Annotated in this window: 23 protein-coding genes; 13 read left to right on the top strand and 10 right to left on the bottom strand. The window is 55.6% G+C overall.

The genetic code is table 11. From position 1 onward, the window contains the following. Window positions 1–55: 55 nt before the first annotated feature. A complete protein-coding gene (locus FJ695_RS01765; RefSeq protein WP_141183836.1) occupies window positions 56–2083 on the bottom strand; it encodes a bifunctional diguanylate cyclase/phosphodiesterase in 2028 nt (675 codons plus the stop codon). Continuing rightward, entirely contained in the window at window positions 2080–3075 is a 996-nt protein-coding gene (locus FJ695_RS01760) for an ABC transporter substrate-binding protein (protein ID WP_168206231.1), read from the bottom strand. The genes FJ695_RS01765 and FJ695_RS01760 overlap by 4 nt, the downstream gene beginning before the upstream one ends. A 349-nt stretch (window positions 3076–3424) precedes the next feature. Between FJ695_RS01760 and zapE the strand changes: the two genes are divergently transcribed. The 9 genes from zapE (at window position 3425) to lpdA (ending at window position 15572) form a co-directional block, all read left to right on the top strand. Beyond that, window positions 3425–4606, top strand: coding sequence for a cell division protein ZapE (gene zapE / locus FJ695_RS01755; protein ID WP_141183834.1), 1182 nt, complete (start codon window positions 3425–3427; stop codon window positions 4604–4606). 173 nt (window positions 4607–4779) lie between these two features. Then, window positions 4780–5742, top strand: coding sequence for a malate dehydrogenase (mdh, locus tag FJ695_RS01750; RefSeq protein ID WP_141183833.1), 963 nt, complete (start codon window positions 4780–4782; stop codon window positions 5740–5742). A gap of 68 nt (window positions 5743–5810) precedes the next feature. Then, window positions 5811–7010 (top strand): ADP-forming succinate--CoA ligase subunit beta, encoded by a 1200-nt coding sequence (gene sucC / locus FJ695_RS01745; protein WP_141183832.1) that lies wholly within the window; start codon window positions 5811–5813, stop codon window positions 7008–7010. Then, window positions 7011–7919 carry a succinate--CoA ligase subunit alpha gene (sucD, locus tag FJ695_RS01740; RefSeq protein ID WP_141183831.1) on the top strand — a complete coding sequence of 303 codons (909 nt, stop codon included), beginning with the start codon at window positions 7011–7013 and terminating at the stop codon, window positions 7917–7919. It begins immediately after the preceding gene. A gap of 221 nt (window positions 7920–8140) precedes the next feature. Beyond that, window positions 8141–11128, top strand: a complete 2988-nt coding sequence (locus tag FJ695_RS01735) for a 2-oxoglutarate dehydrogenase E1 component (RefSeq protein ID WP_141183830.1) — start codon at window positions 8141–8143, stop codon at window positions 11126–11128. A gap of 64 nt (window positions 11129–11192) precedes the next feature. Next, on the top strand, window positions 11193–12701 hold the full coding sequence (gene odhB, locus FJ695_RS01730) for a 2-oxoglutarate dehydrogenase complex dihydrolipoyllysine-residue succinyltransferase (protein WP_141183829.1): 1509 nt from the start codon (window positions 11193–11195) through the stop codon (window positions 12699–12701). A gap of 39 nt (window positions 12702–12740) precedes the next feature. Beyond that, window positions 12741–13355, top strand: coding sequence for a LysE family translocator (locus tag FJ695_RS01725; protein ID WP_141183828.1), 615 nt, complete (start codon window positions 12741–12743; stop codon window positions 13353–13355). Window positions 13356–13358: 3 nt separating this feature from the next. After that, entirely contained in the window at window positions 13359–14117 is a 759-nt protein-coding gene (locus tag FJ695_RS01720) for an SDR family oxidoreductase (protein ID WP_141183827.1), read from the top strand. A 51-nt stretch (window positions 14118–14168) separates the two neighbouring features. Then, entirely contained in the window at window positions 14169–15572 is a 1404-nt protein-coding gene (gene lpdA / locus FJ695_RS01715; protein WP_141183826.1) for a dihydrolipoyl dehydrogenase, read from the top strand. Between the two features lie 79 nt (window positions 15573–15651). Here the strand turns inward: lpdA and FJ695_RS01710 are convergent, their stop codons facing one another. Next, window positions 15652–16845, bottom strand: a complete 1194-nt coding sequence (locus FJ695_RS01710; RefSeq protein ID WP_141183825.1) for an NADH:flavin oxidoreductase/NADH oxidase family protein — start codon at window positions 16843–16845, stop codon at window positions 15652–15654. Then, a complete protein-coding gene (locus FJ695_RS01705) occupies window positions 16845–17144 on the bottom strand; it encodes a helix-turn-helix transcriptional regulator (RefSeq protein ID WP_141183824.1) in 300 nt (99 codons plus the stop codon). The genes FJ695_RS01710 and FJ695_RS01705 overlap by 1 nt, the downstream gene beginning before the upstream one ends. Window positions 17145–17427: 283 nt before the next feature. Between FJ695_RS01705 and FJ695_RS01700 the strand changes: the two genes are divergently transcribed. After that, window positions 17428–18702: an agmatinase family protein gene (locus FJ695_RS01700; protein WP_141183823.1), complete on the top strand. Its 1275-nt coding sequence runs from the start codon at window positions 17428–17430 to the stop codon at window positions 18700–18702. A gap of 33 nt (window positions 18703–18735) precedes the next feature. Here the strand turns inward: FJ695_RS01700 and FJ695_RS01695 are convergent, their stop codons facing one another. After that, a complete protein-coding gene (locus tag FJ695_RS01695) occupies window positions 18736–19155 on the bottom strand; it encodes a helix-turn-helix domain-containing protein (RefSeq protein WP_141183822.1) in 420 nt (139 codons plus the stop codon). A 75-nt stretch (window positions 19156–19230) separates the two neighbouring features. On the opposite strand from FJ695_RS01695, the gene FJ695_RS01690 reads away from it, so the two are divergent. Then, window positions 19231–19884, top strand: coding sequence for a cation transporter (locus tag FJ695_RS01690; RefSeq protein ID WP_141188528.1), 654 nt, complete (start codon window positions 19231–19233; stop codon window positions 19882–19884). Between the two features lie 64 nt (window positions 19885–19948). Here FJ695_RS01690 and FJ695_RS01685 read toward each other — a convergent pair whose 3' ends face one another. Together FJ695_RS01685 and FJ695_RS01680 are read right to left on the bottom strand one after the other, a co-directional pair. Next, window positions 19949–20176, bottom strand: coding sequence for a hypothetical protein (locus tag FJ695_RS01685; RefSeq protein ID WP_141183821.1), 228 nt, complete (start codon window positions 20174–20176; stop codon window positions 19949–19951). A 112-nt stretch (window positions 20177–20288) separates the two neighbouring features. Next, a complete protein-coding gene (locus FJ695_RS01680) occupies window positions 20289–20720 on the bottom strand; it encodes a hypothetical protein (protein ID WP_209010878.1) in 432 nt (143 codons plus the stop codon). A 151-nt stretch (window positions 20721–20871) separates the two neighbouring features. Between FJ695_RS01680 and FJ695_RS01675 the strand changes: the two genes are divergently transcribed. Then, a complete protein-coding gene (locus FJ695_RS01675) occupies window positions 20872–21384 on the top strand; it encodes a GNAT family N-acetyltransferase (RefSeq protein ID WP_141183820.1) in 513 nt (170 codons plus the stop codon). A 45-nt stretch (window positions 21385–21429) separates the two neighbouring features. Here FJ695_RS01675 and FJ695_RS01670 read toward each other — a convergent pair whose 3' ends face one another. Further along, window positions 21430–22383: a tyrosine recombinase XerC gene (locus FJ695_RS01670; protein ID WP_141183819.1), complete on the bottom strand. Its 954-nt coding sequence runs from the start codon at window positions 22381–22383 to the stop codon at window positions 21430–21432. Between the two features lie 63 nt (window positions 22384–22446). Further along, complete coding sequence (locus tag FJ695_RS01665) at window positions 22447–23328, bottom strand: LysR family transcriptional regulator (protein ID WP_141183818.1); 882 nt, start codon at window positions 23326–23328, stop codon at window positions 22447–22449. A 119-nt stretch (window positions 23329–23447) separates the two neighbouring features. Here FJ695_RS01665 and FJ695_RS01660 point away from each other — a divergent pair, with 119 nt between their 5' ends. Then, window positions 23448–24017 carry an NADPH-dependent FMN reductase gene (locus FJ695_RS01660; RefSeq protein ID WP_141183817.1) on the top strand — a complete coding sequence of 190 codons (570 nt, stop codon included), beginning with the start codon at window positions 23448–23450 and terminating at the stop codon, window positions 24015–24017. Window positions 24018–24105: 88 nt separating this feature from the next. Here FJ695_RS01660 and fsa read toward each other — a convergent pair whose 3' ends face one another. After that, window positions 24106–24759 (bottom strand): fructose-6-phosphate aldolase, encoded by a 654-nt coding sequence (gene fsa, locus FJ695_RS01655; protein WP_141183816.1) that lies wholly within the window; start codon window positions 24757–24759, stop codon window positions 24106–24108. Between the last annotated feature and the right edge of the window lie 131 nt (window positions 24760–24890).

The raw sequence follows: 24890 nt of genomic DNA, 5'->3' as shown, positions 1-24890 counted from the left end.
GCCTTGTGATCTAGGGTTTGTAGTTGGTTTGGAGAGGTATGCTTGGCCGGTACCATTATTGCAAATAAAGGGTCGCCGGCTGGCTCGACCGCACGCCAGATGGGGATTGCATGTCGCTCCAAGGTAGGGATTCGGAGGGGACCGGCTTACCGGTGAAGTATCCCTGCATTGTGAAACAGCCGCGGCTCTGCAGGTATTCCAGCTGGTGTTCCGTTTCAACACCTTCGGCAATCAAGCCAATATGGTAGCCATTGCCGAGCGCCATGATGGCTTCAAGAACGGGTGACTCATAGTCGGGGCCGTCGACATTGTTGATAAAACTCTTGTCGATTTTAAGCTCATCTACAGGCAGATCCTGAATGTAACTGAGGCAGGAAAAACCTGTGCCGAAATCGTCAATTGCGATTTTGATCCCCATCTGGCGCAGGAGGTCGAGGGTGAACTTCGTGTCTTGCGAATAGTTCAAGAACGTTCCCTCTGTAATCTCAAAACAGAAATAATCGGCGCTCACGTGATTGTTTTTGCATAGACCTTCGATTTTCTTACACAAATTCCCCATGCGTAAGTAATTTGCATCCAGGTTGATCGATATCACTGGTACTGTCCGGCCCATGGCTCGCCAGTCCGCACATTGGCGGAAGACGCGAGAGAGCACATAATCGTTGATCATGTGCATGAGGCTGTTTTTTTCAGCAAAGGGTAAAAAAGCAGCTGGGTTTAAGGTGCCGCGTTCGGGGTGCGACCAGCGTAGCAAAGCTTCCAGACCGATAACCCGGTTGGTACGCGTATCAACTTTCGGCTGAAAGGCGAGGTAAAACTGTTCGCTGGTCAGCCCTTCTTTTATTTCTCGTTCTAGACAGAGATTTTGCTCCATCGAGGTGGTCAAATCCTCAGTGTAATAAGCTTTTTTACCCTTGCCTTGAGCCTTCGCCCGGTAGAGCGCTGCATCCGCATTGCGCATTAGCAAGGAGGGGTCTCCGCCGTCCTTGGGGCCGAGCGCTATTCCGATGCTCAGGTGGACCAACAGCGAGTGTCCGGCAATTTCGAAGGGCTGTTCGACAGCTGTTAGGATTTTTTCGGCGACACTGGCAGCCTGAGCCTCCGCTCTGATTGGGTCTAACCCTTCAAGAACGATGGCGAACTCATCGCCGCCGAGGCGTGCGAGGCAATCTGTCCCCCGCACCACCCGAGACAGCCGGTTGGCCAATACCTTTAGCAGTTCATCGCCCGCCGGATGACCGAGGGTGTCGTTGATCAATTTGAAATCATCCAGGTCCAGCATCAAAATCGCGATATGGCGATTGGTCTCTTCCAGTTGATTGGTCGACAAGTTCAGCCGACGCGAAAAAAACAACCGGTTCGGCAAACGGGTCAGGTGATCGTGGGTCGCGTCGACTTCGAGCTGATGCCACGATTCTTTCAAGGACATCAGCAGCCAGGAGAGTTCGGTGACGGCCAGTCTGCTGCCCGTTTGCAGCTGAGCGACTTGATTGGCACGGATATGTTTGGCGGACTGAATGATCGGCCGGAACAAGACCTTATGAAAGAGAACATGGCTCCCAGTGAGGACTGCCATCAGAATCACACAAAGAATACCGGTCAACGTCATGAAAAACAGGGTTCTGTTGGCCTGCTGTTCATAAAGAATGCGCGACAGCTTGCCATTTTCTTCCAGAATCAAACTGAGATGCATCATCGACTGAACATGCAAGTGATCGAGATATTCTTCTGAATGATTGGTTTTGATGGCCTGATTGTAGCTCTCGATGCCGCTGAGGGCATTGACAAAGCGGTTCTGCAGCTGTTGCCACTTGTCTATTGGAATGCTGTCACTTCGTTCCTGTAAAGCCGGAATGATTTTGTCAATCAGCTGCTGCCGGTAGACGAGCGGCATGGAAGGAGAGAGGCCAAGTGATGTGCTTGTCCGGCCAATGGTCTCGCTGATTTCCTGGAGGATACTGCGGTCCTGGTTGTAGGTCCAATAAACGCTTGCCATGAGGTAAAGTGTGACGGTCAGGCAAATGAAACTGGTTGTAACAAGTACGAATACGGTTCGGCCTATTGTGGTTGCTGAAAGGGTCATCGCAGGAGCATCACACTTTCCGGTGTGACCTTTTTGAGCGGCCCGGCATCCATATAAACGCTAAAATCTGGAATGGTTTGGTTGACATACCCCTTTCTGATGGCCCAGTCGCCTTGCCGTGTGAGGTTGATTAGTAGGGACTCCGTTAGGCCAAGGTGGTAGGTCGCGCTCGTATAAAACCTTAAAAGTTCTTCTGGACTGGCATCCACATATTGGCTCTGAACCAAGGCGATCGTCATTGGATCTTCGATCATCAGATTTTGGGCGCGCAACAGTGCACGCAGAAATCCTTCAATAACTTCAGGATTGTCCGCGATGAACTGTGGTTGAGCCACAGTCAGCCAGCTCGTGGTGAAAAACTGATCGCCGTTGTAGATTTTTGCCGGCGTGTGGGCCTTCTGCGCCAACTCCTGCTCGTAGGGGATCCAGACAATGGCAGCGTCAAATTGGTCTTTTCCCACATTTTGAGGAATTTCTGGCGTGCGCATATTCACGATTTCGACTGTGTCCGGATCCAAGTGGTGGGCAATTGCCATTTGATGCCAGAAGAACTCGGACGCAGTTCCTTGTTGAAGGGCAATGCGGTTGCCTTTTAGGGATTTAACATCCTGGATTTTCCGGGAGTCGAGCACGACCAGATTGCTCATCCTTGTGGAGCGCATAATGCTGCCGAATATTCTGAAATTCGGGTCCAAGCCACTCCGGCCCATGGCGGTATAAACAATCGGTGTCGGTGCTACCGTTCCGATATCCAGTTCACCTTTCAGAACTTGCCGCAAATTGATAGCTCCTGCGGAGTTTTGAACCAACTCGACATCCAGCCCTTCTTCGGCAAACCAGCCTTGATGCCACGCGTAGATTGTTGTGGCGTCACCGACGACGGATGCGACGCCGAGGCGAATTTTTTTGAGAGCTACGTCTTGGGCCAACGCGGATAGTGGCAAAAACGATAAGATTAAAAGAACCGGGATCCCGCACAGCAAATCGCGCAAGAAAAGTCTTGCAGATCGGGACATGAAGCAATTTGAGTAGTCGGTGCACCGGCGGAAGAGACTTGGCATTATAACCACTCCGTGCATTATAGATATTTATATATCATAGGGTGTGTTTAGGATGGGTTTCAACACTGCGAAAAGTGCGGAGGTTGCTGGAGATTTTCTTGGAAAAAGAATTTCAAAATAATCATTAAAAACAGATATTTATAATACACCTACCAGCCAGTAACCACGAGGTTGCCAGAAGGGAGCGCATATGATGTTCGCCTTTTGGTGGCTTGCATCAACGGCCGATTGACTTTATTTCGCCGGGCAATAGGTTCCGTATAATTCTCCATGACCAGTCATGAATGGAGCGCTGCCCTTGAAGCTGGAATTGCCGGTCAACCGCGCCTTGGGCGCCCGTTATGATGCACTTGTCGCATCCGGCGAGATTTCTGAAGACCCTGTTCAGCGCGAAGCCGTTCGGCATCTTGATGTGCTCAACACTCGTTTGGGCGAGACCCGCCTGGCGTCCAAAAAGAGTTCTTTGGGTTGGTTGTTCGCCAAAAAGAAGAACCAGCTGTGGGCCTCGGTTCGGGGACTATATATGTGGGGCGGCGTTGGCCGCGGGAAAACCATGTTGATGGACCTCTTTTATGAGGTCACGGTCATCCAGCGCAAACGCCGTGTTCACTTCCATGAGTTCATGGCGGATGTACATGAGCGTATTCACGCACACCGGCAAGCGCACAAACGCGGTGAAGTGAAGGGTGATGATCCAATCCCGCCAGTGGCGGCTCAAATTGCCGAAGAAACCCGACTCCTTCTGTTCGATGAGTTTTCCGTTACCGACATTGCCGATGCGATGATCCTTGGACGGCTCTTCACCCAATTGTTCGAGCTCGGTGTGATCGTGGTCGCCACCTCAAATGTTGATCCAGATCTTTTGTACAAGGACGGTTTGAACCGGCAGTTGTTTGAGCCCTTCATCGGCCTTCTGAAATCCAAAGTCAGTGTGCTGCATCTGGATTCGCCAACGGATTACCGTCTGGAAAAGCTGGCAGGTGCACCGATTTACCTGACGCCGCTCGGAGATGATGCAAACGGACAAATGGACCGTCTTTGGCAGAAGCTGACACATGGCATGAAACCGCATGCCGAGGAACTGGAAAACAAGGGCCGGAAGATTCCGGTCCGCTGCACTGCTGCCGGCGCGGCGCGCTTTACGTTCACGGAACTTTGTATGCAGCCGCTGGGAGCGAGCGACTATCTGCGCATTGCCCATGCCTATGGCACTGTGTTCCTTGAAGACGTTCCCGTGATGTCTAAAGCCCGGCGCAATGAAGCCAAGCGATTTATCACGTTAATCGACACGCTGTACGACAACGGTATCAAACTGATCATCTCCGCTGAGGCCGAACCGACGCACCTTTATGTTGCCGCAGACGGGACGGAAGCGTTTGAATTTGACCGGACGGCGTCGCGTTTGATTGAAATGCGGTCAGAAGCCTATCTGGCGGGTGATCGGCGCGAGATACACGCATAAATATGCATTCCCTATAGGTTAGGAATGTGCACGGGAAGAAATGAAAAAATTTGATTTCGCCAGCGCAATATTCTTTTGGCGAGGTTGCGCAGGCGAAGCAAAGGGAGTAGTGCCATCGTCAGTCATCGGCGGATGGCATAGAGTTCCATCTTACGTAAAGGGAAACTTTCGATATGGCGCGGAACAAGATTGCCTTGATCGGCTCAGGTCAGATTGGCGGCACACTCGCTCACCTAGCAGGTTTGAAGGAACTGGGAGACATAGTCCTCTTCGACATCAGCGAAGGGATGCCACAAGGCAAGGCACTTGATCTTGCAGAATCGTCCCCGGTCGACGGCTTTGATGCCAAACTCGCTGGCGCAAACAGCTACGAAGCGATCGAAGGCTCTGACGTTGTCATCGTCACCGCCGGCGTCCCGCGCAAACCAGGCATGAGCCGCGATGATCTTCTGGAAATCAACCTGAAGGTCATGGAGCAGGTGGGTGCAGGCATTGCCAAATACGCACCGAATGCTTTTGTCATCTGCATCACCAACCCGCTCGACGCCATGGTTTGGGCGCTGCAGAAGTTTTCCGGTCTTCCGAAGAACAAAGTCGTCGGTATGGCTGGCGTTCTCGACAGTGCGCGCTTCCGCTACTTCCTGGCAGACGAATTCAATGTTTCCGTTGAAGACGTCACAGCGTTTGTTCTGGGTGGCCACGGCGACACCATGGTGCCGCTGACACGCTACTCTACCGTTGCCGGTGTTCCGCTGCCGGATCTGGTCAAGATGGGCTGGTGCACAGCCGAGCGTTTGGAAGAAATCGTTCAGCGCACCCGTGATGGCGGCGCAGAGATCGTTGGTCTCCTGAAAACCGGTTCTGCATTCTACGCACCGGCGGCTTCCGCGATCCAGATGGCTGAAAGCTACCTGAAAGACAAAAAACGCGTCCTGCCGTGTGCGGCAGCACTCGACGGCCAATACGGCCTGAAAGACACCTACGTCGGCGTTCCGGTTGTGATCGGTTCTGAAGGTGTTGAGCGCATCATCGAGATCGACCTGCAAGGCGACGAAAAAGTCGGCTTTGAAAAGTCTGTTGCTTCCGTCGATGGCCTGGTTGATGCCTGCAAGAAGATCCAGCCGGCGCTCGCTTAATAAGTGCCTGCCAAAAGTTTTAGCGGCCGCCCTGTGTTGGGGCGGTCCTCCGACAACGGGGGAAACACATGAACATTCATGAATACCAGGCCAAGGCCGTGCTGAAAGAATTCGGCGCTCCAGTGGCCGAGGGCGTTGCGATCTTTTCTGCCGATGAAGCAGAAGCCGCCGCCAAAAGCCTGCCGGGCCCGCTATGGGTTGTGAAGTCACAGATCCACGCTGGTGGCCGCGGCAAGGGCAAGTTCAAAGAACTTGACGCCGATGCCAAGGGCGGTGTCCGCCTCGCCTTCTCACTGGACGAAGTTAAAGCGCATGCGGCAGAAATGCTCGGCAACACGCTGGTGACTGCCCAGACCGGTGACGCAGGCAAAGTCGTCAACCGTCTCTACATCGAAGACGGTGCCGACATTGAGCGCGAGCTTTACCTCTCCATCCTGGTAGACCGCACCGTTGGCCGCCCGGCCTTTGTTGTGTCCACCGAAGGCGGCATGGACATCGAAGCTGTCGCCGAAGAGACACCGGAAAAAATCATCACGCTGCCGATCGATCCGGACACTGGCGTGACGGAAGCCGACGCTGCCAAACTGTGCGATGCTCTGGAGCTGACCGGTGCGGCACGTGAAGATGGCTTCAAGCTGTTCCCGATCCTCCACAAAGCCTTCGTCGAAAAAGACATGGCGCTTCTGGAAGTGAACCCGCTGATCGTCATGAAAGACGGCCATCTGCGCGTTCTGGATGCGAAAGTGTCCTTCGACGGCAATGCGCTGTTCCGCCACGACGACATCATGGCTCTGCGCGATGAGACCGAAGAAGACGCCAAGGAAATCGAAGCGTCCAAATACGATCTCGCTTACGTTGCGCTCGACGGTGACATCGGCTGCATGGTCAACGGTGCCGGCCTTGCCATGGCAACCATGGACATCATCAAGCTTTACGGTGCCGAACCGGCCAACTTCCTCGACGTTGGTGGTGGTGCGACCAAGGAGAAGGTGACAGCTGCGTTCAAGATCATCACCTCTGATCCGAACGTCAAAGGCATCCTGGTCAACATCTTCGGCGGCATCATGCGCTGCGACATCATCGCAGAAGGTGTTTTGGCTGCTGTGACCGAAGTTGGTCTGCAGGTGCCGCTTGTTGTGCGCCTGGAAGGCACCAACGTCGAGCTCGGCAAGAAAATCATTTCCGACAGCGGAATGAATGTGATCGCCGCTGACGATCTTGACGACGCCGCCCAGAAAATCGTGAAAGCCGTTAAGGGGGGCGCGTAAATGTCGATCCTCGTCAATAAAGACACAAAAGTCATTGTTCAGGGTCTGACCGGCAAGACCGGTACGTTCCACACGGAACAGGCCCTGGAATACTACGGCACCAAAATGGTGGCCGGTGTTCATCCGAAGAAGGGTGGCGAAAAATGGTCTGCCGGTGTCGAAGGCGCTGCAGAACTGCCGATCTTTGCCTCTGTTGGTGAAGCCAAGGAAGCAACCGGTGCCGATGCATCCGTGATCTACGTGCCGCCGGCAGGCGCAGGCGCCGCGATCATCGAAGCGATCGATGCGGAAGTCCCGTTCATCGTCTGCATCACCGAGGGCATCCCGGTTGCCGACATGGTCAAAGTCAAGCGCCGGTTGGAAAAATCCAACTCCCGTCTGCTTGGTCCGAACTGCCCGGGCATCCTGACTCCTGAAGAATGCAAGATCGGCATCATGCCGGGCTCTATCTTCAAGAAGGGCTCCGTTGGTGTGGTTTCCCGTTCCGGCACGCTGACCTATGAAGCTGTGTTCCAGACATCCAACGCTGGTCTCGGCCAGACAACGGCTGTCGGCATCGGCGGCGACCCGGTCAAGGGCACTGAGTTCATCGACGTGTTGGAAATGTTCCTGGCCGATGATGAAACAGAATCCATCATCATGATCGGTGAAATCGGCGGGTCTGCTGAAGAAGAAGCCGCTCAGTTCATCAAGGACGAAGCCAAGAAGGGCCGCTCCAAGCCGATGGCTGGTTTCATCGCTGGCCGGACAGCACCTCCGGGCCGCACCATGGGTCACGCTGGCGCTGTGATTTCCGGCGGCAAAGGCGGCGCGGAAGACAAGATTGCAGCCATGGAAGCAGCTGGCATCAAAGTGTCACCGTCCCCGGCGAAGCTCGGCGAAACACTTCTCGAAGTGTTGAAGGGCTAATTCTTGCAAAAAAACTGCAGCAGGTAGCGGAAACTGTTTACGTTTCCTGCTGCATGGTCCAAAGGATAGGTTACGGCGCGGCAACGTGCCGCAATCTGGGGCTTTGCCCCCAAACTTTTCGAGGGACCGGTGATGTGCGCCGGTCTTTGTAGGGAACCGGCCGCGGGCCAGTTTTTGGCCCGCCAAAGAATAAGGGCGGAGAAGCCCTCCGCTGAGTGAACATGGCACGGCAGGAAGCGAACAACGTATTCGCACTGACGTCGTTGCTTTACGGCGCCAACGCAGCCTATATCGAAGACCTCTACGCAAGCTACAAGACTGATCCCCATTCGGTTGATCCGGAGTGGCAAGATTTCTTCGCGGCTTTCCAGGATGAAAAAGAAGCGGTCCTAAAAGAAGCCCGCGGCGCGCCCTGGAAGCGCAAGGATTGGCCGGTAGAGGCCAGCGGCGATCTCGTCAACGCGTTTGACGGCAACTGGGCGCCGATTGAAAAGCAGCTTGGCGAAAAGCTGAAGAAAAAAGCGGAAACGAACGGCGCACCGATATCGGAAACCGAGGTGCTCCAGGCGACCCGCGATTCTGTCCGCGCCCTGATGATGATCCGCGCATATCGTATGCGTGGTCACCTTCATGCAGATCTCGATCCGCTGGGTTTGGCCGGCAAGGGCGATCATGAAGAGCTGCATCCCTCTTCCTATGGCTTTGTCGAAGCCGATTGGGATCGTCGGATCTTCATCGATCATGTTCTCGGCTTGGAATACGCCACCATCCGCGAGATGCTGGACATCCTGAAGCGGACCTACTGCTCGACCCTCGGCGTTGAATTCATGCACATCTCCGACCCGGCGGCAAAAGCCTGGCTTCAGGAGCGCATTGAAGGCCCGGACAAGCAGGTTGCCTTTACCTCTGAAGGTAAAAAAGCAATCCTCAACAAGCTGGTTGAGGCTGAAGGCTTCGAAAAATTCCTTGATGTGAAATACACCGGCACCAAGCGCTTCGGCCTGGATGGCGGGGAAGCTCTGATCCCGGCGCTTGAACAGATCATCAAGCGCGGCGGCCAGATGGGGCTCAAAGACATCGTGCTAGGGATGGCCCACCGTGGCCGCTTGAACGTGCTGACTCAGGTGATGGGCAAACCACACCGCGCTGTCTTCCACGAATTCAAGGGCGGCTCTTATGCCCCGGACGATGTCGAAGGCTCCGGTGACGTTAAGTACCACCTCGGTGCATCCTCCGACCGCTCCTTTGACGGCAACGACGTCCACCTATCGCTGACGGCGAACCCGTCGCACCTGGAAATCGTCAATCCAGTCGTCCTCGGCAAGGCGCGCGCCAAGCAGGACCAACTTGCTGCTGCTGATAACGGCACATTTATCACGACGACCGAAGTTGACCGCACCACTGTGTTGCCGCTGCTGTTGCATGGCGATGCAGCCTTTGCCGGTCAGGGTGTTGTCGCTGAATGTTTCGGCCTGTCCGCACTGCGCGGCCATCGGACCGGCGGTTCGATCCATGTGATCATCAACAACCAGATCGGCTTCACCACCAATCCGCGTTTCTCGCGGTCCTCGCCTTATCCGTCTGATATGGCGAAGGTGATCGAAGCACCGATTTTCCACGTCAATGCAGATGATCCGGAAGCTGTGACCTTCGCCGCGAAGATCGCGATTGAATTCCGCCAGACTTTTGGCCGTCCGGTCGTCATCGACATGATCTGTTACCGCCGCTTCGGCCACAACGAAGGCGACGAGCCGGCGTTCACCCAGCCGATCATGTACCGCAAGATCCGCAAGCATCAGACCACTTTGCAGCTTTATTCCGATCGGCTGATCAAAGAAGGTGTGATGAACCAGGAAGATGTCGACCGGATGAAGGCCGATTGGCGCAAGCACCTCGATTCCGAATTTGATACGGGGCAGGCTTTCAAACCGAATAAGGCTGACTGGCTTGATGGCAAGTGGGCTGGTTTGAAACGGGCCGATGACGAGGAAGATCCGCGCCGCGGTAAAACCGGTTTGCCGATGGATGAGTTGAAAGATCTCGGCCGGGCATTGACCCGCATTCCGGATGATTTCAACGCTCACCGCACGATCGCGCGTTTCATGAACAATCGTGAACGCATGATTGAGACGGGTGAAGGCATCGACTGGGCAACCGCCGAAGCGATGGCTTTCGGTTCACTGTTGAAGGAAGGCCATCCGGTGCGCCTTTCCGGTCAGGACTGTGAGCGCGGCACGTTCTCCCAGCGCCATTCGGTGCTCTACGATCAGGAAAATGAAAGCCGTTACATTCCGCTGAACCACGTGGGTGAAAACCAGCAGCGTTATGAGGTCATCAACTCGATGCTCTCAGAAGAAGCGGTGCTTGGTTTTGAGTATGGCTATTCGCTGGCCGAGCCGACGGCTCTGACCATGTGGGAAGCCCAGTTCGGTGATTTCGCCAACGGTGCACAGGTCCTGTTCGACCAGTTCATTTCCTCCGGTGAGCGGAAATGGCTCAGAATGTCTGGTCTGGTCTGCCTTCTGCCGCACGGTTATGAAGGCCAAGGCCCGGAGCACTCGTCTGCGCGTCTGGAGCGGTATCTTCAGCTCTGTGCGGAAGACAACATGCAGGTGGCGAACTGTTCGACTCCGGCCAACTACTTCCACATCCTGCGCCGACAGTTGCGCCGCGATATTCGTAAACCGCTCATTCTGATGACGCCGAAATCGCTTCTGCGTCACAAGAAGGCTGTTTCGAAACTCGAGGAACTCGGACCGGACAGCTCATTCCACCGTCTGCTGTGGGATGATGCGGAATCCAATCCTGCGGCTGAAACCAAGCTGGTTTCCGACGACAAGATCAAGCGCGTCGTCATGTGCTCCGGCAAGGTCTACTACGATCTTTACGAAGAGCGCGAGAAGCGCGGCCTCAACGACATCTACCTGATGCGTGTTGAGCAGCTGTACCCGTTCCCGAAAAAGGCTCTGATGATGGAGCTGGCCCGTTTCCCGCATGCGGAGATGGTCTGGTGCCAGGAAGAGCCGAAGAACATGGGCAGCTGGTTCTTCGTCGAACCGTATATTGAGTGGGTTCTTGGACAAATCGATGCCAAGCACAAGCGTCCGCGCTACGCCGGACGGGCTGCCATGGCATCGACTGCAACTGGTCTGATGTCTGCGCATTTGGCCCAGATGCAGGCGTTCCTCGAAGAGGCACTCGGAAACTGATCACGGAAGGGGGCAGGGGCCCCCTCCATCGAAATTGGCCTGGGAAATTTAAGAGAAGGCAACCATGGCAACCGAAATTCGCGTCCCGACGCTTGGTGAATCCGTATCCGAGGCAACCATTGCTCAGTGGTTCAAGAAACCAGGCGATGCCATCAACCAGGATGAACCGCTGGTCGAACTGGAAACCGACAAGGTGACCGTTGAAGTTCCGGCACCGGCATCCGGAACATTGGAATCCATCGTGGTCAAGGAAGGCGACACTGTTGAAGTCGGCGCCCTGCTTGGTCAAATCGCAGAAGGCGCAGCCGCAGCCGCCCCGGCAGCGGCCGCACCAGCGAAAAAAGAAGAAGCTCCAGCGGCAAAGGCCACGCTGGTTGACGTTGTAACCCCAAGTGCGGGCGAGAGCGTCACCGAAGCTGAAGTCGGCGAGTGGAGTGTCAAGGTCGGCGACACCGTCAAGGCGGACGACACGCTGGTCGAACTGGAAACCGATAAGGCCGCCCAGGAAGTTCCGGCGCCGGTCGGCGGCACCGTTGTCGCGATTGCCGCTGAAACCGGTGCAACTGTTGAGCCGGGTGTTCTGCTCTGTCAGATCGATCCGTCTGGTGCAGGTGCCGCAGCGGCTCCTGCCGCAAGTGCTCCGGCTCCGACCGCTGCTCCGGCCGCGAGTGCAGGCACGTCCATGCCGCCGGCACCGTCCGCTGCAAAAATGATGGCTGAAAACAATCTTTCCGGCGATCAGGTTGCTGGCTCCGGCAAACGCGGTCAGGTTCTGAAAGGCGATGTCATCAACGCCATCGCCTCCGGTGCAACCGCAACGGCCGCTCCGGCGCCGACCCCGGTAGCCCGTGGTCCGGTCGCAGCGGAAGATGAAGTGCGTGAAGAGCGCGTGCGTATGACCAAGCTGCGTCAGACCATCGCGCGCCGCCTGAAGGATGCTCAGAACACAGCGGCCATGCTGACCACTTACAACGAAGTGGACATGGGCCCGGTCATGGAGCTGCGTAAGCAGTACAAGGACCTGTTTGAGAAGAAACATGGCGTCAAGCTCGGCTTCATGGGTTTCTTCACCAAAGCCGTGACCCACGCGCTGAAAGAAATCCCGGCAGTCAACGCCGAGATCGATGGTACGGACATCATCTACAAGAACTTCTGCCACGTCGGCGTTGCTGTTGGCACCGACAAGGGTCTGGTGGTTCCGGTAGTCCGCGACGCCGACCAGATGTCGATTGCTGAAGTTGAACAGGAAATCGGCAACCTGGGCCGCAAGGCGCGCGACGGCAAACTCGGCATGGCCGACATGACCGGCGGCACCTTCACCATCTCCAACGGTGGTGTTTACGGCTCGCTGATGTCCTCGCCGATCCTGAACGCACCGCAGTCTGGCATTCTGGGCATGCACAAGATCCAGGAACGCCCGATGGCCGTGAATGGTCAGGTTGTCATCCGCCCGATGATGTATCTGGCGCTGTCTTACGACCACCGCATCGTTGACGGCAAGGAAGCCGTGACCTTTTTGGTCCGCGTCAAGGAAAGCCTGGAAGACCCGCAGCGTCTGGTTCTGGATCTCTGATCCAGGCATTCCCCCTCCGACGCTCAGAGGAGCCGGAATATGAGTCTGGAGTTTTTGATCACCGCCCTGATCGTGGTGTTGGTCCCCGGAACCGGTGTGGTTTACACCGTGGCGGTTGGACTTGGAAAAGGCCGGCAGGCAGCAATCGCTGCTGCCTTCGGCTGCACTCTTGGAATAATTCCGGCGATTCTCGCCTCCGTTGTTGGACTGGCCGCGCTGATGCACACCAGCGCGCTGGTCTTCCAATTGGTGAAATACGCTGGTGTCGCTTATCTGCTCTATCTGGCGTGGCAGACGTTGAAAGACAGCGGACCGCTGGAATTGAAAGCGGATAAATCCGGCCGCAAGAGCATTCTGGCAACTGCGCGCACCGCGTTCCTGATCAACATCTTGAACCCGAAATTGACGGTGTTCTTTCTGGCGTTTCTGCCGCAATTTGTTGATCCGGTAGCGGCCAATCCAACGGTGGATATGCTGCTGCTCGGCGGTGTCTTTATGGCCATGACCTTCGCCGTCTTCGTCGTCTACGGCCTCTTCGCCGCGCTGGTCGGTGAGAAGGTGCTGAAGAGCGACAAGGTGATGTTGTGGATGCGCCGGACCATTGCGGCCACGTTTGCCGGCTTCGGCTTGCGCCTCGCTTTGGCGGAGCAATAACGGATGGCGGCGGGCATTGTCCTGGTCACCGGCGGCAGCCGCGGAATTGGCGCTGCGGCCTGTCTTGCAGCAGCAGATCTTGGCCACACGGTCGCGGTCAACTACGTGCACAACAAGGCGGCAGCTGATGCGGTCGTCACTGATATTGAAGCGCGTGGCGGATCGGCTTTTGCGATCCAAGGCGATGTGCAATCGGAAGCTGACGTTCTGGCGATTTTTTCCGCCTGCGATGATCAGGGCACGCTGGTCGGGTTGGTCAACAACGCCGGGGTGGTCGACAACCCGCAGCGGGTTGATGAAATGTCGCTCGACCGGTTGACACGGATGTTTGCGATCAACTTGATCGGATCGTTCCTATGTGCCCGCGAAGCGGTCAAACGCATGTCGACAAAACATGGCGGCACAGGCGGGGCAATCGTCAATCTCGGCTCTGCCGGCTCCAAGCTTGGTTCGCCGAAGCAATATGTCGACTATGCCGCCTCCAAGGGGGCGATTGACACGATGACTGTCGGATTGGCGCTGGAAGTTGCCGACGAGGGCATTCGTGTGAATGCGGTCCGGCCCGGCATCATCGATACGGAAATTCATGCCTCCGGCGGCCTGCCCGACCGGGTGGCACAACTGGAATCCAAACTTCCCATGAAACGCGCAGGCAGCGCCGGAGAGGTGGCCAAGGCCATCAAGTGGCTGCTGTCTGACGAAGCAAGTTACACAACCGGCGCGATCCTGGATGTTTCCGGCGGCCGCGCGATACTACCCTGATCCGCTTTGATATCGCGGAATAAGAACTGAAGAAGGCAAAGGCGACCCACAATGTCCCAATATGATCTTGTCGTCATCGGAACCGGCCCTGGTGGCTATGTCTGTGCGATCAAGGCGGCTCAGCTCGGTCTAAAGACCGCGGTTGTCGAAAAACGCGCAACTCTTGGCGGCACCTGCCTGAACATCGGCTGCATCCCGTCGAAGGCGCTCTTGCATGCCTCTGAAATGTTCGAAGAAGCCGGTCATGGTTTTGAAAAGCTGGGCATCAAGGTCTCCAAGCCGAAGCTCGACTTGCCGGAAATGATGAAACATCGTCAGGACGTGGTGGACGCCAATGTCAGCGGCATCTCCTTCCTGATGAAGAAAAACAAGATCGACGTTCATACCGGCACTGGCAAGATTCTGGGGCAGGGCAAGGTTGAAGTCACCGCCGAAGATGGCAAAGCCACTGTTCTCGACACCAAGAACATCGTCATTGCCACTGGTTCTGACGTCATGCCGCTGCCGGGCGTTGAGATCGACGAAAAGCAGGTCGTGTCGTCCACTGGTGCGTTGGAACTGGACAAGGTTCCGGGCAAACTGATCGTTGTTGGTGGTGGTGTTATAGGCCTGGAGCTGGGTTCCGTATGGAACCGTCTCGGCTCGGAGGTCACCGTTGTTGAATTCCTGCCGAAGATTCTTGGCCCGATGGACGGCGATGTCTCGAAGAACTTCAACCGGATGCTGAAAAAGCAAGGTATGAAATTCAAACTCTCCTCCAAAGTCACTGGCGTTGAGAAGAAAGGTAAGGGTCTCGCGGTTTCGATTGAACCGGCAGCTGGCGGCGATGCGGAAGTCCTTGAGGCTGACATCGTGCTGGTCGCAATCGGGCGGCGCCCCTACACCGAAGGCCTTGGCCTGGACACCGCTGGTGTTGCGCTCGATGACCGCGGCCGGGTTCAGATCGACACCCACTACAAGACCAATGTCGACGGCATTTATGCCATCGGCGATGTGGTTGTTGGTCCGATGCTCGCTCACAAGGCGGAAGATGAAGGGGTTGCCGTTGCCGAGATCCTGGCAGGTCAGGCTGGTCACGTGAATTACGATGTCATTCCGGGCGTTGTTTACACCCAGCCGGAAGTCGCCTCCGTCGGCAAGACCGAAGAAGAACTCAAAGGCGCTGGCATTGAATATAAGACCGGCAAGTTTAATTTCTCAGCCAACGGCCGGGCACGTGCGATGAACCACACCGATGGCTTCGCCAAAGTTCTTTCTGATGCCAAGACCGATCAGGTGCTCGGCGTTCACATCGTCGGCTTCGGCGCGGGCGAAATGATCCACGAAGCTGCTGTTCTGATGGAATTCGGCGGCTCAGCCGAAGACCTCGGCCGCACCTGCCACGCCCACCCGACCATGTCGGAAGCCGTCAAGGAAGCAGCCATGGGCGCCTTCGCCAAGCCAATCCATTCATAAAAATTCTGGCAGCTACAGAATTGGAAAAGCCCGGGGTCATCCCGGGCTTTTTTGTAAGCCATAAAATCGTATCTAGAGGTTACGTGGTCGTGGGTCTCCCAAAATGCTGCTGCCAGATTTTTGCGCGTTGCTGGTCACGAGCCTCGTAGGCCTGAATGATCTTGTCCGGATCGGTATCAAACGCGCCCTCACGGTCTTCGCCGATCTCGGTCAGCCGCAGTGTATAACATGCGGTGACGCCACCTTCAGGAGGATTGGTAAATCGCGGAAATTCTGGCTCCGAGCACTCTCCGGTCAGCCACAAGTTGGGCAGAGACGGCTCAACAACGAGCGCCCGTGCGAGGCCGACTACATCAATTGCCCCGCCTGAAAGCGCCCCGGTAGCATGGGCCAAGGTTTTGAACCCGCCGGTCGCCATCAATGGCTTGGTGGTTCTTTTCCGGGCCTTTTCTGCAAAGTTGAGGAAATAAGGCCCTTTGCCGCTGCTGTCGGAGGCTGATTTCGCACCGGGGAAATAGGTTCCGCCGCTGATGTCGATGAGGTCGATGCTCGTTTTATCCAGGGCCGAAACCACCAGTAGAGCATCCTTTTCCTCAAGGCCGCCTTCGAGTTGGTCTGAAGAATTGAGCTTTACCGCAATCGGAAAATCCGGCCCGGCGGCTTGCCGCACAGCTTGAATGACCTCCAGCAAAAGCTTCATCCGGCCGTCGATCGAACCGCCATACTCATCGGTTCGTTTGTTGAACAAGGGCGAAAGAAACTGGCTGAGGAGAAATCCATGTGCAGCGTGAACTTGTACACCGCCGAACCCAGCTTCCCGAGCCAACTGCGCCGTTTGGGCAAACTGGGCGGGTAGTACTTTGATCTCATCTTCGGTGAGGGCGGCACATTTTAATCCGGGCAGATCAAGCGCACTTGGCCCTTTGGGCGTGCTTGTCGGAGGATAGGCCATCGCACCGGCGTGGCCGAGTTGGAGCCAGAGCTGACCGCCGTTTTGAGACCCGGTTTTTGCAAGCTTGTGGAACCGCTCAAGGTCAGACTGTGCGTTCAAAACCAGATTGCCGGGTTTTTCGGCAAAGCCGGCGTCGGTCTGAACTTCTCCGACGATGGATATGGCAGCGCCTCCTTCCGCCCAACGCTGGTAGAGACGTTCTTGCGCCGCCGTTGGATATCCTGTGCCATCCCCAAGAGAATCGGACATGGCGGATTTGGCAATCCGGTTCTTGACGACTATGCCGCAAGGCAGGTTTAGGGGCTGGCTGATGTCAGTCATTACACATCCTCTGCAAGCCGTCTGAGGGCCTCTGCAATGGCCTGTTCATCCCGTTGGTAAAATGTCCATTGACCATGCCGTTCAGAGACCACCAGGCCAGCGTCTTTCAACAGCCGCATGTAGGTGGAAACTGTCGACTGCGAGAGGTTGGCTTTGTCCTGAATGTATCCGACACAAACACCGTCCAGTCCGGCATGTTCTGGCAGGGCAGGCGGAAAGTTGGACCTATCCTTTAGCCACGCCAGGATCTGACGCCGGACCGGGTTGTTCAAAGCAGATAGAACTTTATCAATATCCATAAATCGAAATATTGCGATATAAGAATGAGGAGTCAAGCCCATCTGACAACAGACCTGAACAAAAGCGCCTTAGAGAATACTCTTCAAGTCTTCGCAAACCAGCGCATTCCAAAATTTTGCAATATGGAGGTGCAACAGCCAGGTATCTGCCCTGGGATTCTTCAGAAGCGGTTCTATACGGCCAGAAATATTGTTGATAACGTTGGGTAATAGCGGCGGAAATCCGTAGCCGCGCTTCCAAGAATGAAAAGGCCCATCCGAAACCGTTCAAGGAATTGTCACTATGCTTCCTTCGTTCCTTAGCCATATTTCTGCCGCCACATGTGCCCTGATGCTGGCAGCGCCAGTCCTTGCGGCAGACAAATTCGACCCGAAGACGGAACAGCCGATCATTGATCTCTTCCGGGCGGACCCAAATTCCATTCCGCTGGAACCCAGAGATCCATCGCGCAATCTGACGGAGCTTTATGTCGACTGTTCCAATATTGAGGGGCGGGATCCAGGGCCGATTCAGATTCAGGCGACCGTTGGTGGGACAGCCCAAGTCGGCATTCCGACATTCTTCCGTGCACCGGTCGCTGTCTGTCCGCAGGACCTTGTTGCCGGTGAGGTGGATGTCGCGATTATGGGAGCGCCGGTTGATCTCAGCACCGGTATGCGCGGCACAGGATATGGGCCTATGGCGTTGCGAACAGCCGAAACGCATATTCCTTGGGGCGCGCTGGTTCCAATCGCGCATCCAACGGTCGGCGATATCGACTTCATGGCGGTCCTGAACGTGGTGGATTATGGCGACGCGATTGTGGACAATTATTCGCCCGAGCGCAGCGTCCTGTCAGTCCACCACCGGGTGAAAGAGGTTGCCGATGCCGGATCCATTCCCTTCATTGTCGGCGGTGATCACTCACTGATGTATTCCGACGTTGTTGCGGTGACCGATGTCCATGGCAAAGGCCAGGTGGCGGTCGTCCATTTCGACGCTCATTTTGATGGCATCCCCTTGTTGTTCGGTCACTATCTGACCCACGGGGCGATGGTCCGCCGTCTGATCGACGAGGATCACATCAAGGGTGAGCACCTGATCCAGATTGGTCTGAATTCTGGAAAACCCGGCAAATCCGATGTGGAGTGGATGCGTGCCAACAACATCAAGTTCCGGTTCATGCACGAAGTTGACCGTAAGGGCTGGCGCACGGTGATGGATGAAGTTCTGGCGGAATTGGATTCCATGGGGATCGACAAGGTGTTCCTGTCGCTTGACACCGATGTTCTGGATCCGGCCTATGCACCGGGGATGGGCACACCGGAACCTGGTGGCATGACCATCCGCGAGCTGTTCCCAATGCTCCGTGCTGTTGGTGTTGCCAAGGAAATCGTTGGTATGGAGATTGTTGAAGTCAATCCGCTGACTGATCACTCCTATCACAGCAAGCTTGTTGGGGTCCGCGCGATGCGCGAGATGCTGACCGGCATCGCCATGCGCAAACAGGGCATCACTGATCCCTATTATGTCGATCCGCTCTGGGATAAATGGGACAAGGCTCCGGCTGCGCAGTAAGCAGGCAACTTGCTAATTTGGAATATGCATCCGCTAATGCTCGCCCAAACACAGCTCATGATCGCCGAAGGCTTTTAAGATATTGCAATCGGCAGCCGGGTGCTCGCCGGTGCAGCTGGCAGAAATGCGGGCGAGTTCCTTTTCCAGTTTTTTCAAGTGTTTGATCCGCGCGCGGACGGCGGCCAGCTGTTCTGCGGCAATACGATTGGCGTTGCTGCATGGTTTTTCCGGGTGCTGGCTGAGGTCAATCAGTTCCCGGATCGCCTCCATAGGCAGGCCAAGATCCCGGCAGTGTTTTAAGAACCGCAACCGCTCCAGATCGGTCTTGCGGTACCGGCGTTGATTGCCTTCGGTCCGGATCGGGGCATCCAAAAGCCCTTCTTTTTCATAGTAGCGGATCGTCGGCACTTTCACGCTGGTTGCCTTGGACAGCTCGCCGATTGAAAAATCCATCAAAAACCTCTTGAACCTCTAGTCACTATAGGGATTACACAGGTGCTGGAGACAAAAATCAAGGAGCAAAGCGCGATGGGCGCCTGTTGCGGGTCAAACACTAAATTCGACGGTGTATCAAAGGATTACAAACGCCGGCTGTGGCTGGTGATCGCGTTGAATGCCACAATGTTTGTGGTTGAGATGGCGGCCGGCCATGCAGCGCGGTCGCAAGCCTTGCAAGCCGATGCTCTGGATTTTTTTGGCGATGCGGTCACCTACGGCATTTCGCTGGCGGTTATTGGCGCTTCGCTGAAAACCCGAGCGGTTGCAGCGCTCTTTAAGGGAGCCAGCCTGCTGCTGATGGGCCTGTGGGTAGGCGGTTCAACGGCTTACCAGTTCTTTGTTTTAGGGGTCCCGAAAGCCGAAATCATGGGGTCCATCGGGTTTCTGGCACTGGCTGTCAATCTGGCCAGCGTGATGCTGCTGGTGCGCTACAAGGATGGCGACGCCAATGTCCGCTCTGTTTGGCTGTGTTCGCGCAATGATGCCATCGGCAATGTTGCCGTGATGCTGGCCGCGCTTGGGGTTTGGGGCACGGCAACTGCCTGGCCCGATTTGATTGTCGCCGGCTTGATGGCAACGCTCTTCATCAACTCTGCGGTCCAGATCCTACGCCAGGCGTTTGAGGAGTACCGGCATACCGAAGAGGTGGATCCGAGCGACCCACAACACAGCCATCCGCACTGAGCGAGAACGAAAAAGCCCGCTGCCGGGGCAGCGGGTTTGCATTGGAGCAACAAAGAGTGGTCGATTAATCCGCCGGTGTTTCCGGAGTTTCTGTCGGGACGATCACTTCCTTGAGTGTTTCTTCGCTGAGGTCGTTTGTCGCGATAGAAACATCCGTTTCTGGAACGGTGCTTGTGTCGGCAACCGTCATTTTTCCAGAGCTGGCAGTTTTGCCCCAGGAGCACGCATGGGCCGGGGCAACGGCAAAGGCGCACACCGCAAGGGCGGCAAGACCACTGGTCAATAGACGCATATTCTCATCCCTCTCATTGCACTTGCGAACGCTTTACGTTCCCTAAGGTAATCCAGATCTCCCAATTGGCCAAGGAAAACCGGAAAAACAGGGCACATCGTGAACGATAGGGTTACTTTCGTTGAAGGTTGTAGACCTTCGTGACATTCGGTTCGGACAGGTCATTGATGATGTTGATAACCCGGACATCCAGCAAATCGCCAAAGGCTTTCAATGTGATCTGCTTGCTACGCAGAAAACCGATCAGCAGAACCTTCACCACCCCATCAGACCGCATTTCAGCTTTGGTCCAGCCCCATTTGCAGTCGCGCGGGATGCAGGAGGTAAAGGCGCGGGCGCGCACGAAAACCTGTTCGTCCTCGCAGCGGCTTTCTACTTCAACCCGTGTGATTTCTTTCGGTTTGGCATCTGGATTGACCCAGATGCCGTCTTCTGGAATGGGGCAATAAATGCGATCTGATTGGGGTTGAGACTGAGCTTGTGCCGGGTCGTGAAAGATCGTCAGTGAGGCCAGGAGACCAACTGCAACAAGCGCTATGCGCATCTCCATCCTCCGCGGTTGTTTCTTTGTATCTGCTTGCTTCAAAGTAGAACGCCATATACCACAGACGCCTTGTGTGAGGCGTTCCAGTCGAAGGGCTCACCTTTATTGCCCGCATGATGCCCGTTCTGGGTCATCAATCAAGAGTATTGCTATGCATAGTTTGGACAGCCCGCGGTTTTTGCTGCGGCCACCGTCTGCTAATGATTTTGCAATCTACAGACAGTTTTTCTCAGACGGCGAGGCATCCCATTTTTATGGCGGTCCCTTGCGGGAAGATCAGGCCTGGCGATCCTTGGCGGGTCACCTGGGACATTGGCAACTGCGCGGATACGGCATGTGGATGATCGTGCCGAAAGAAGGTGGTGCTCCTCTCGGCGGCTGTGGTCTCGTGTGGCCGGAAGGCTGGCCCCGTCGGGAGCTGACCTGGTGGCTTTTGCCGGAGGCGCGCGGCAATGGCGTTGCCGTTGAAGCCTCGCAAGCCGCGATCCGGCACGCTTATGACAGCTATGGCTGGCCCATGGTCGAAACCCATATGGACGACGCCAATATAGCGGCCCAAAAACTGGTCCTGAAACTCGGCGGCGAGGCGATCGCGCGGGAAACCTTTCCTGATGGCAAGGAACGGACCGTTTACGGTCTGCCGCATCCGGACAAACAGGCTTAGGCCGTGTTGACGAATTAGAGAGGCATTTCACCCTGACGGCCTCGGTTAGCGTCGGGGATGCGCCTTGTCGTAGGCTGCAAGCAGATGGGCGCTGTCGATCTCTGTATAGATTTGTGTCGAAGCCAGGCTTGCATGGCCGAGCAGTTCTTGAATGGTGCGAAGGTCGCCGCCACCAGCCAAAAGATGTGTTGCAAAGGAATGGCGTAGCGCATGCGGCGTGGCGGTGTCGGGCAGGCCCAAGGCACTTCGCAGCTTGGCCATGGCGAGTTGAACCATCCGTGGATTGAGCGGCCCGCCGCGCGCGCCCAGAAACAGCGGACCGTCGGCGGAAATCGCATAGGGGCAGAGTTTAATATATTGCGCGACGGCTTCGCAGACGGCTGGCAGGATTGGCACAATCCGTTCCTTGCGGCCCTTGCCGACAATACGCATGGTTTTGGTGCCTGGCTTCGGCGCCATTTTGCCGGTGAGGGACAGGGCCTCTGATATTCGAAGGCCGCAGCCATATAAAAGCGTCAGAACGGCTGCATTGCGCGCTTCGATCCAGGCTTCGGACTCCATCGCCAGATCGCCGCTGGTGATGTCGATAGCATCCTTGGCCGAGACCGGTTTGGGCAGCGACCGCGCTTGGCGGGGCGGACGCACGGCATCGGAGGCGGCGGCATTGATTTCGCCTCTGCGTTCCAGAAACTTCAAAAAGGACCGGATCCCCGCAAGGCCACGGGCGAGCGACCGGCTTTGAACTTTTTGCCGCCGCCGTTGAGCCAGAAACCCACGAAAATCTGCGGGCCGCAGCGTCGCGATGTCCTTGATGCCAGGCGCGCCGCCCAGATGATCGGTCAAGAACCGCAGGAATTGACGCAGATCCCGTTCATAGGCGATCAGCGTTTTGTCAGAAAGACGCCGTTCATCCGCAAGGTGATCTAGCCATTTTGTAATCCGGTCGTTGAGGTCCGGTTTGGCGGTCACCAGCAGGGTATTGGGATCAGCAGAAGACATAAGGACAAATTTACGAAGAACTCCCAAGCGTTTCGTTAATTCACGGAGCCTTTTCCAGAGCTGTCATAGCCAGTCCCCGAACCGTTTCAATTGATCGAGTTCCTTAATGAAGGCTTGAACTTTTGCTGTCCGATGCAAATCCATATGTGTCACCATCCACATCTGGGAGACCCATTCTAGTTGAGGTGGAATGACCTCACTGAGATTTGGTTGTTTGTTCGCAGAATGGCGCGGTAAAAACCCGATGCCGATTCCACATTGAATGGCTTCTGCCATGGCCTGAATTGTGTTGGCCCGGCAAACAAAATTTTCCGGTGCAATGGTTTTGTGAAGCCACACCAAAAAGGGCGCACGGTGGGTGCCGCTATCTGAACCCACAAACCGGTGGTTTTTCAGATCTTCCAGTCCTGCTGGCAGACCATAGCGGCTGACATAGCTGGCGTGCGCAAAAAGCCCCATCTCGATGTGTTCTATTTCGCGCACAACATTGTCCGGATTGTCCGGTTTGCTCCCAGCGCGAAAGGCGACATGCGCTTCGCCGTATTCCAGGCGCAATAAACTGTCGCTCACCAGATAGCGGATGATCAGGTCGGGGTGTTTGTCTCCAAAAGTTTTCAGGATCGGCATTAAGGTCGAAGCGTAGGTCGCTATTGAGGTGACGATAAAATCACCTTGCAACGTATCCGAACCGCCTTTGGCTTTGCGGTGGAGTTCTTCAAACTGATCGTCGGCCGTATCGGCGATCCGCAGAAGCTCGCGGCCAAGGTCCGTTGGCGTGAAACCTTTTGCATGACGTTGAAACAACTTGCCGCCAAGAGCCGTTTCCAGCGTATCGATGTGCCGGTTGATGGTTGCCCGATGAACGCCAAGTGCGTCTGCAGCTGCGGTGACCGTTCCGAGGCGGGCGACACGCGCGGCGGTTCTGATTTCTGTCCAATGTTCCATATCGATATGTCACATTTTCGCGCACTTGATGTCAAATTCGATCACTTCAAAACAAATATGCAGCATATTAAATCTGGTTCAACACGATGACAGTTCGAATTCACCAATGAGGTTGAGCCATGAAAGTTCTCGCATTTGCCGCCACAAGCAGCCGCCAATCCATCAACAAGCAGCTGGTACAAGCTGCCGGCGACATCATTAAGTCCGATCTGGATCCGTCCGCGGACATTGAGGTGATCGATCTCAACGACTATGAGATGCCGATTTACAGCATAGATCGGGAGAATGAGGGCGGTATTCCAGAGGAAGCCAAGCGGTTCTTCGACAAGATCGGGTCCGCCGACGCCGTGATCGTCTCCTATGCCGAGCATAATGGTACCTATACCGCCGCCTTCAAAAACGTGTTCGATTGGGCGTCGCGCATCAATATGAAGGTTTTCCAGGACAAGCCACAGGTCGCACTATCCGCGTCCATGGGGCCTGGTGGCGCTGCGAGCGTTCTGAATTCCGCAACAGGATCCGCCGGTTTCTTTGGCGCCGACATCCGCGGCAGTCTGTCGGTTGGTCCCTTTGGTGAAAAATTCGATACCGAAGCAGGCAAGCTAGTAGACGAGACCTTGAACCAGTCCCTTCGCGAAGCTTTGGCCGCGCTGGTCGAAGACCGGACAAGTTCAGAAAAAGCAGCCTGATCACCGCGGGCTTCATATTGGTGGGATTTCCAGCAAAAAAGCCCCGCAGTTTTCTGCGGGGCTTTTTCTGTTTCGAGATTGAAATCTCTTAGAGAATACTCTGGCCAGTCTTGGCCCAGTCATTCATGAATGCGTCCAGACCCTTGTCGGTCAGCGGATGTTTGACCAGGGATTTGAGCGTTGACGGCGGAACAGTTGCCACGTCTGCGCCGATGATTGCACAGTCTTTCACGTGGTTTGCAGTGCGGATGGACGCGGCCAGGATTTCTGTCTCAAAGCCGTAGTTGTCGTAGATCACCCGGATTTCGCGGATCAGCTCAAGGCCATCCATGTGGATGTCGTCCAGACGGCCGATGAACGGTGAAATGTAAGTTGCGCCGGCTTTTGCAGCGAGCAGAGCCTGATTGGCAGAAAAGCAAAGCGTTACGTTCGTTTTGGTGCCTTCGTTGGTCAGTTGCTTACAAGCTTTCAGGCCGTCGAAGGTCAGCGGCAGTTTGATGACGACATTGTCGGCAATTGCGCGCAGGACATGCGCTTCCTTGATCATGGTGTCAAAGTCGGTCGCGGCAACTTCGGCAGAAACATCGCCGTTGGTGATCTTGCAGATCTCGGCGATCACCTCTTTGAAATCCTTGCCGGACTTGGCAATCAAGGATGGATTTGTGGTGACGCCGTCGAGAAGGCCGGTTGCTTCCAGCTCTTGAATTTCCGCGGTATCCGCGGTGTCGACGAAAAACTTCATGGATGATGTCTCCCAGTAGGCGCTGAGTGTCTGCGCCAGATGGCCCACACAGATTGGCGGGCGAACGAATGAATGGTCAGCTGCGCTTTCTTTAGCCTAGGATGAGACGCAACTGAAGCCCTGATTCTCTG

Origin of the sequence: Labrenzia sp. PHM005, assembly GCF_006517275.1 — a bacterium.
In the GTDB taxonomy this organism is placed as follows: Bacteria; Pseudomonadota; Alphaproteobacteria; order Rhizobiales; family Stappiaceae; genus Roseibium.
This window is presented reverse-complemented; position numbering and strand designations above follow the sequence as displayed.

Coding starts and splice junctions, on each gene's coding strand:
- FJ695_RS01690 (WP_141188528.1), top strand. CDS start 19,231: ATGGGCGCCTGTTGCGGGTCAAACACTAAATTCGACGGTGTATCAAAG.
- FJ695_RS01705 (WP_141183824.1), bottom strand. CDS start 17,144: ATGGATATTGATAAAGTTCTATCTGCTTTGAACAACCCGGTCCGGCGT.
- sucC (WP_141183832.1), top strand. CDS start 5,811: ATGAACATTCATGAATACCAGGCCAAGGCCGTGCTGAAAGAATTCGGC.
- FJ695_RS01685 (WP_141183821.1), bottom strand. CDS start 20,176: ATGCGTCTATTGACCAGTGGTCTTGCCGCCCTTGCGGTGTGCGCCTTT.
- fsa (WP_141183816.1), bottom strand. CDS start 24,759: ATGAAGTTTTTCGTCGACACCGCGGATACCGCGGAAATTCAAGAGCTG.
- sucD (WP_141183831.1), top strand. CDS start 7,011: ATGTCGATCCTCGTCAATAAAGACACAAAAGTCATTGTTCAGGGTCTG.
- FJ695_RS01660 (WP_141183817.1), top strand. CDS start 23,448: ATGAAAGTTCTCGCATTTGCCGCCACAAGCAGCCGCCAATCCATCAAC.
- zapE (WP_141183834.1), top strand. CDS start 3,425: ATGAATGGAGCGCTGCCCTTGAAGCTGGAATTGCCGGTCAACCGCGCC.
- FJ695_RS01680 (WP_209010878.1), bottom strand. CDS start 20,720: ATGCGCATAGCGCTTGTTGCAGTTGGTCTCCTGGCCTCACTGACGATC.
- FJ695_RS01735 (WP_141183830.1), top strand. CDS start 8,141: ATGGCACGGCAGGAAGCGAACAACGTATTCGCACTGACGTCGTTGCTT.
- lpdA (WP_141183826.1), top strand. CDS start 14,169: ATGTCCCAATATGATCTTGTCGTCATCGGAACCGGCCCTGGTGGCTAT.
- FJ695_RS01665 (WP_141183818.1), bottom strand. CDS start 23,328: ATGGAACATTGGACAGAAATCAGAACCGCCGCGCGTGTCGCCCGCCTC.
- FJ695_RS01725 (WP_141183828.1), top strand. CDS start 12,741: ATGAGTCTGGAGTTTTTGATCACCGCCCTGATCGTGGTGTTGGTCCCC.
- mdh (WP_141183833.1), top strand. CDS start 4,780: ATGGCGCGGAACAAGATTGCCTTGATCGGCTCAGGTCAGATTGGCGGC.
- FJ695_RS01720 (WP_141183827.1), top strand. CDS start 13,359: ATGGCGGCGGGCATTGTCCTGGTCACCGGCGGCAGCCGCGGAATTGGC.
- FJ695_RS01710 (WP_141183825.1), bottom strand. CDS start 16,845: ATGACTGACATCAGCCAGCCCCTAAACCTGCCTTGCGGCATAGTCGTC.
- odhB (WP_141183829.1), top strand. CDS start 11,193: ATGGCAACCGAAATTCGCGTCCCGACGCTTGGTGAATCCGTATCCGAG.
- FJ695_RS01695 (WP_141183822.1), bottom strand. CDS start 19,155: ATGGATTTTTCAATCGGCGAGCTGTCCAAGGCAACCAGCGTGAAAGTG.
- FJ695_RS01765 (WP_141183836.1), bottom strand. CDS start 2,083: ATGACCCTTTCAGCAACCACAATAGGCCGAACCGTATTCGTACTTGTT.
- FJ695_RS01670 (WP_141183819.1), bottom strand. CDS start 22,383: ATGTCTTCTGCTGATCCCAATACCCTGCTGGTGACCGCCAAACCGGAC.
- FJ695_RS01675 (WP_141183820.1), top strand. CDS start 20,872: ATGCATAGTTTGGACAGCCCGCGGTTTTTGCTGCGGCCACCGTCTGCT.
- FJ695_RS01700 (WP_141183823.1), top strand. CDS start 17,428: ATGCTTCCTTCGTTCCTTAGCCATATTTCTGCCGCCACATGTGCCCTG.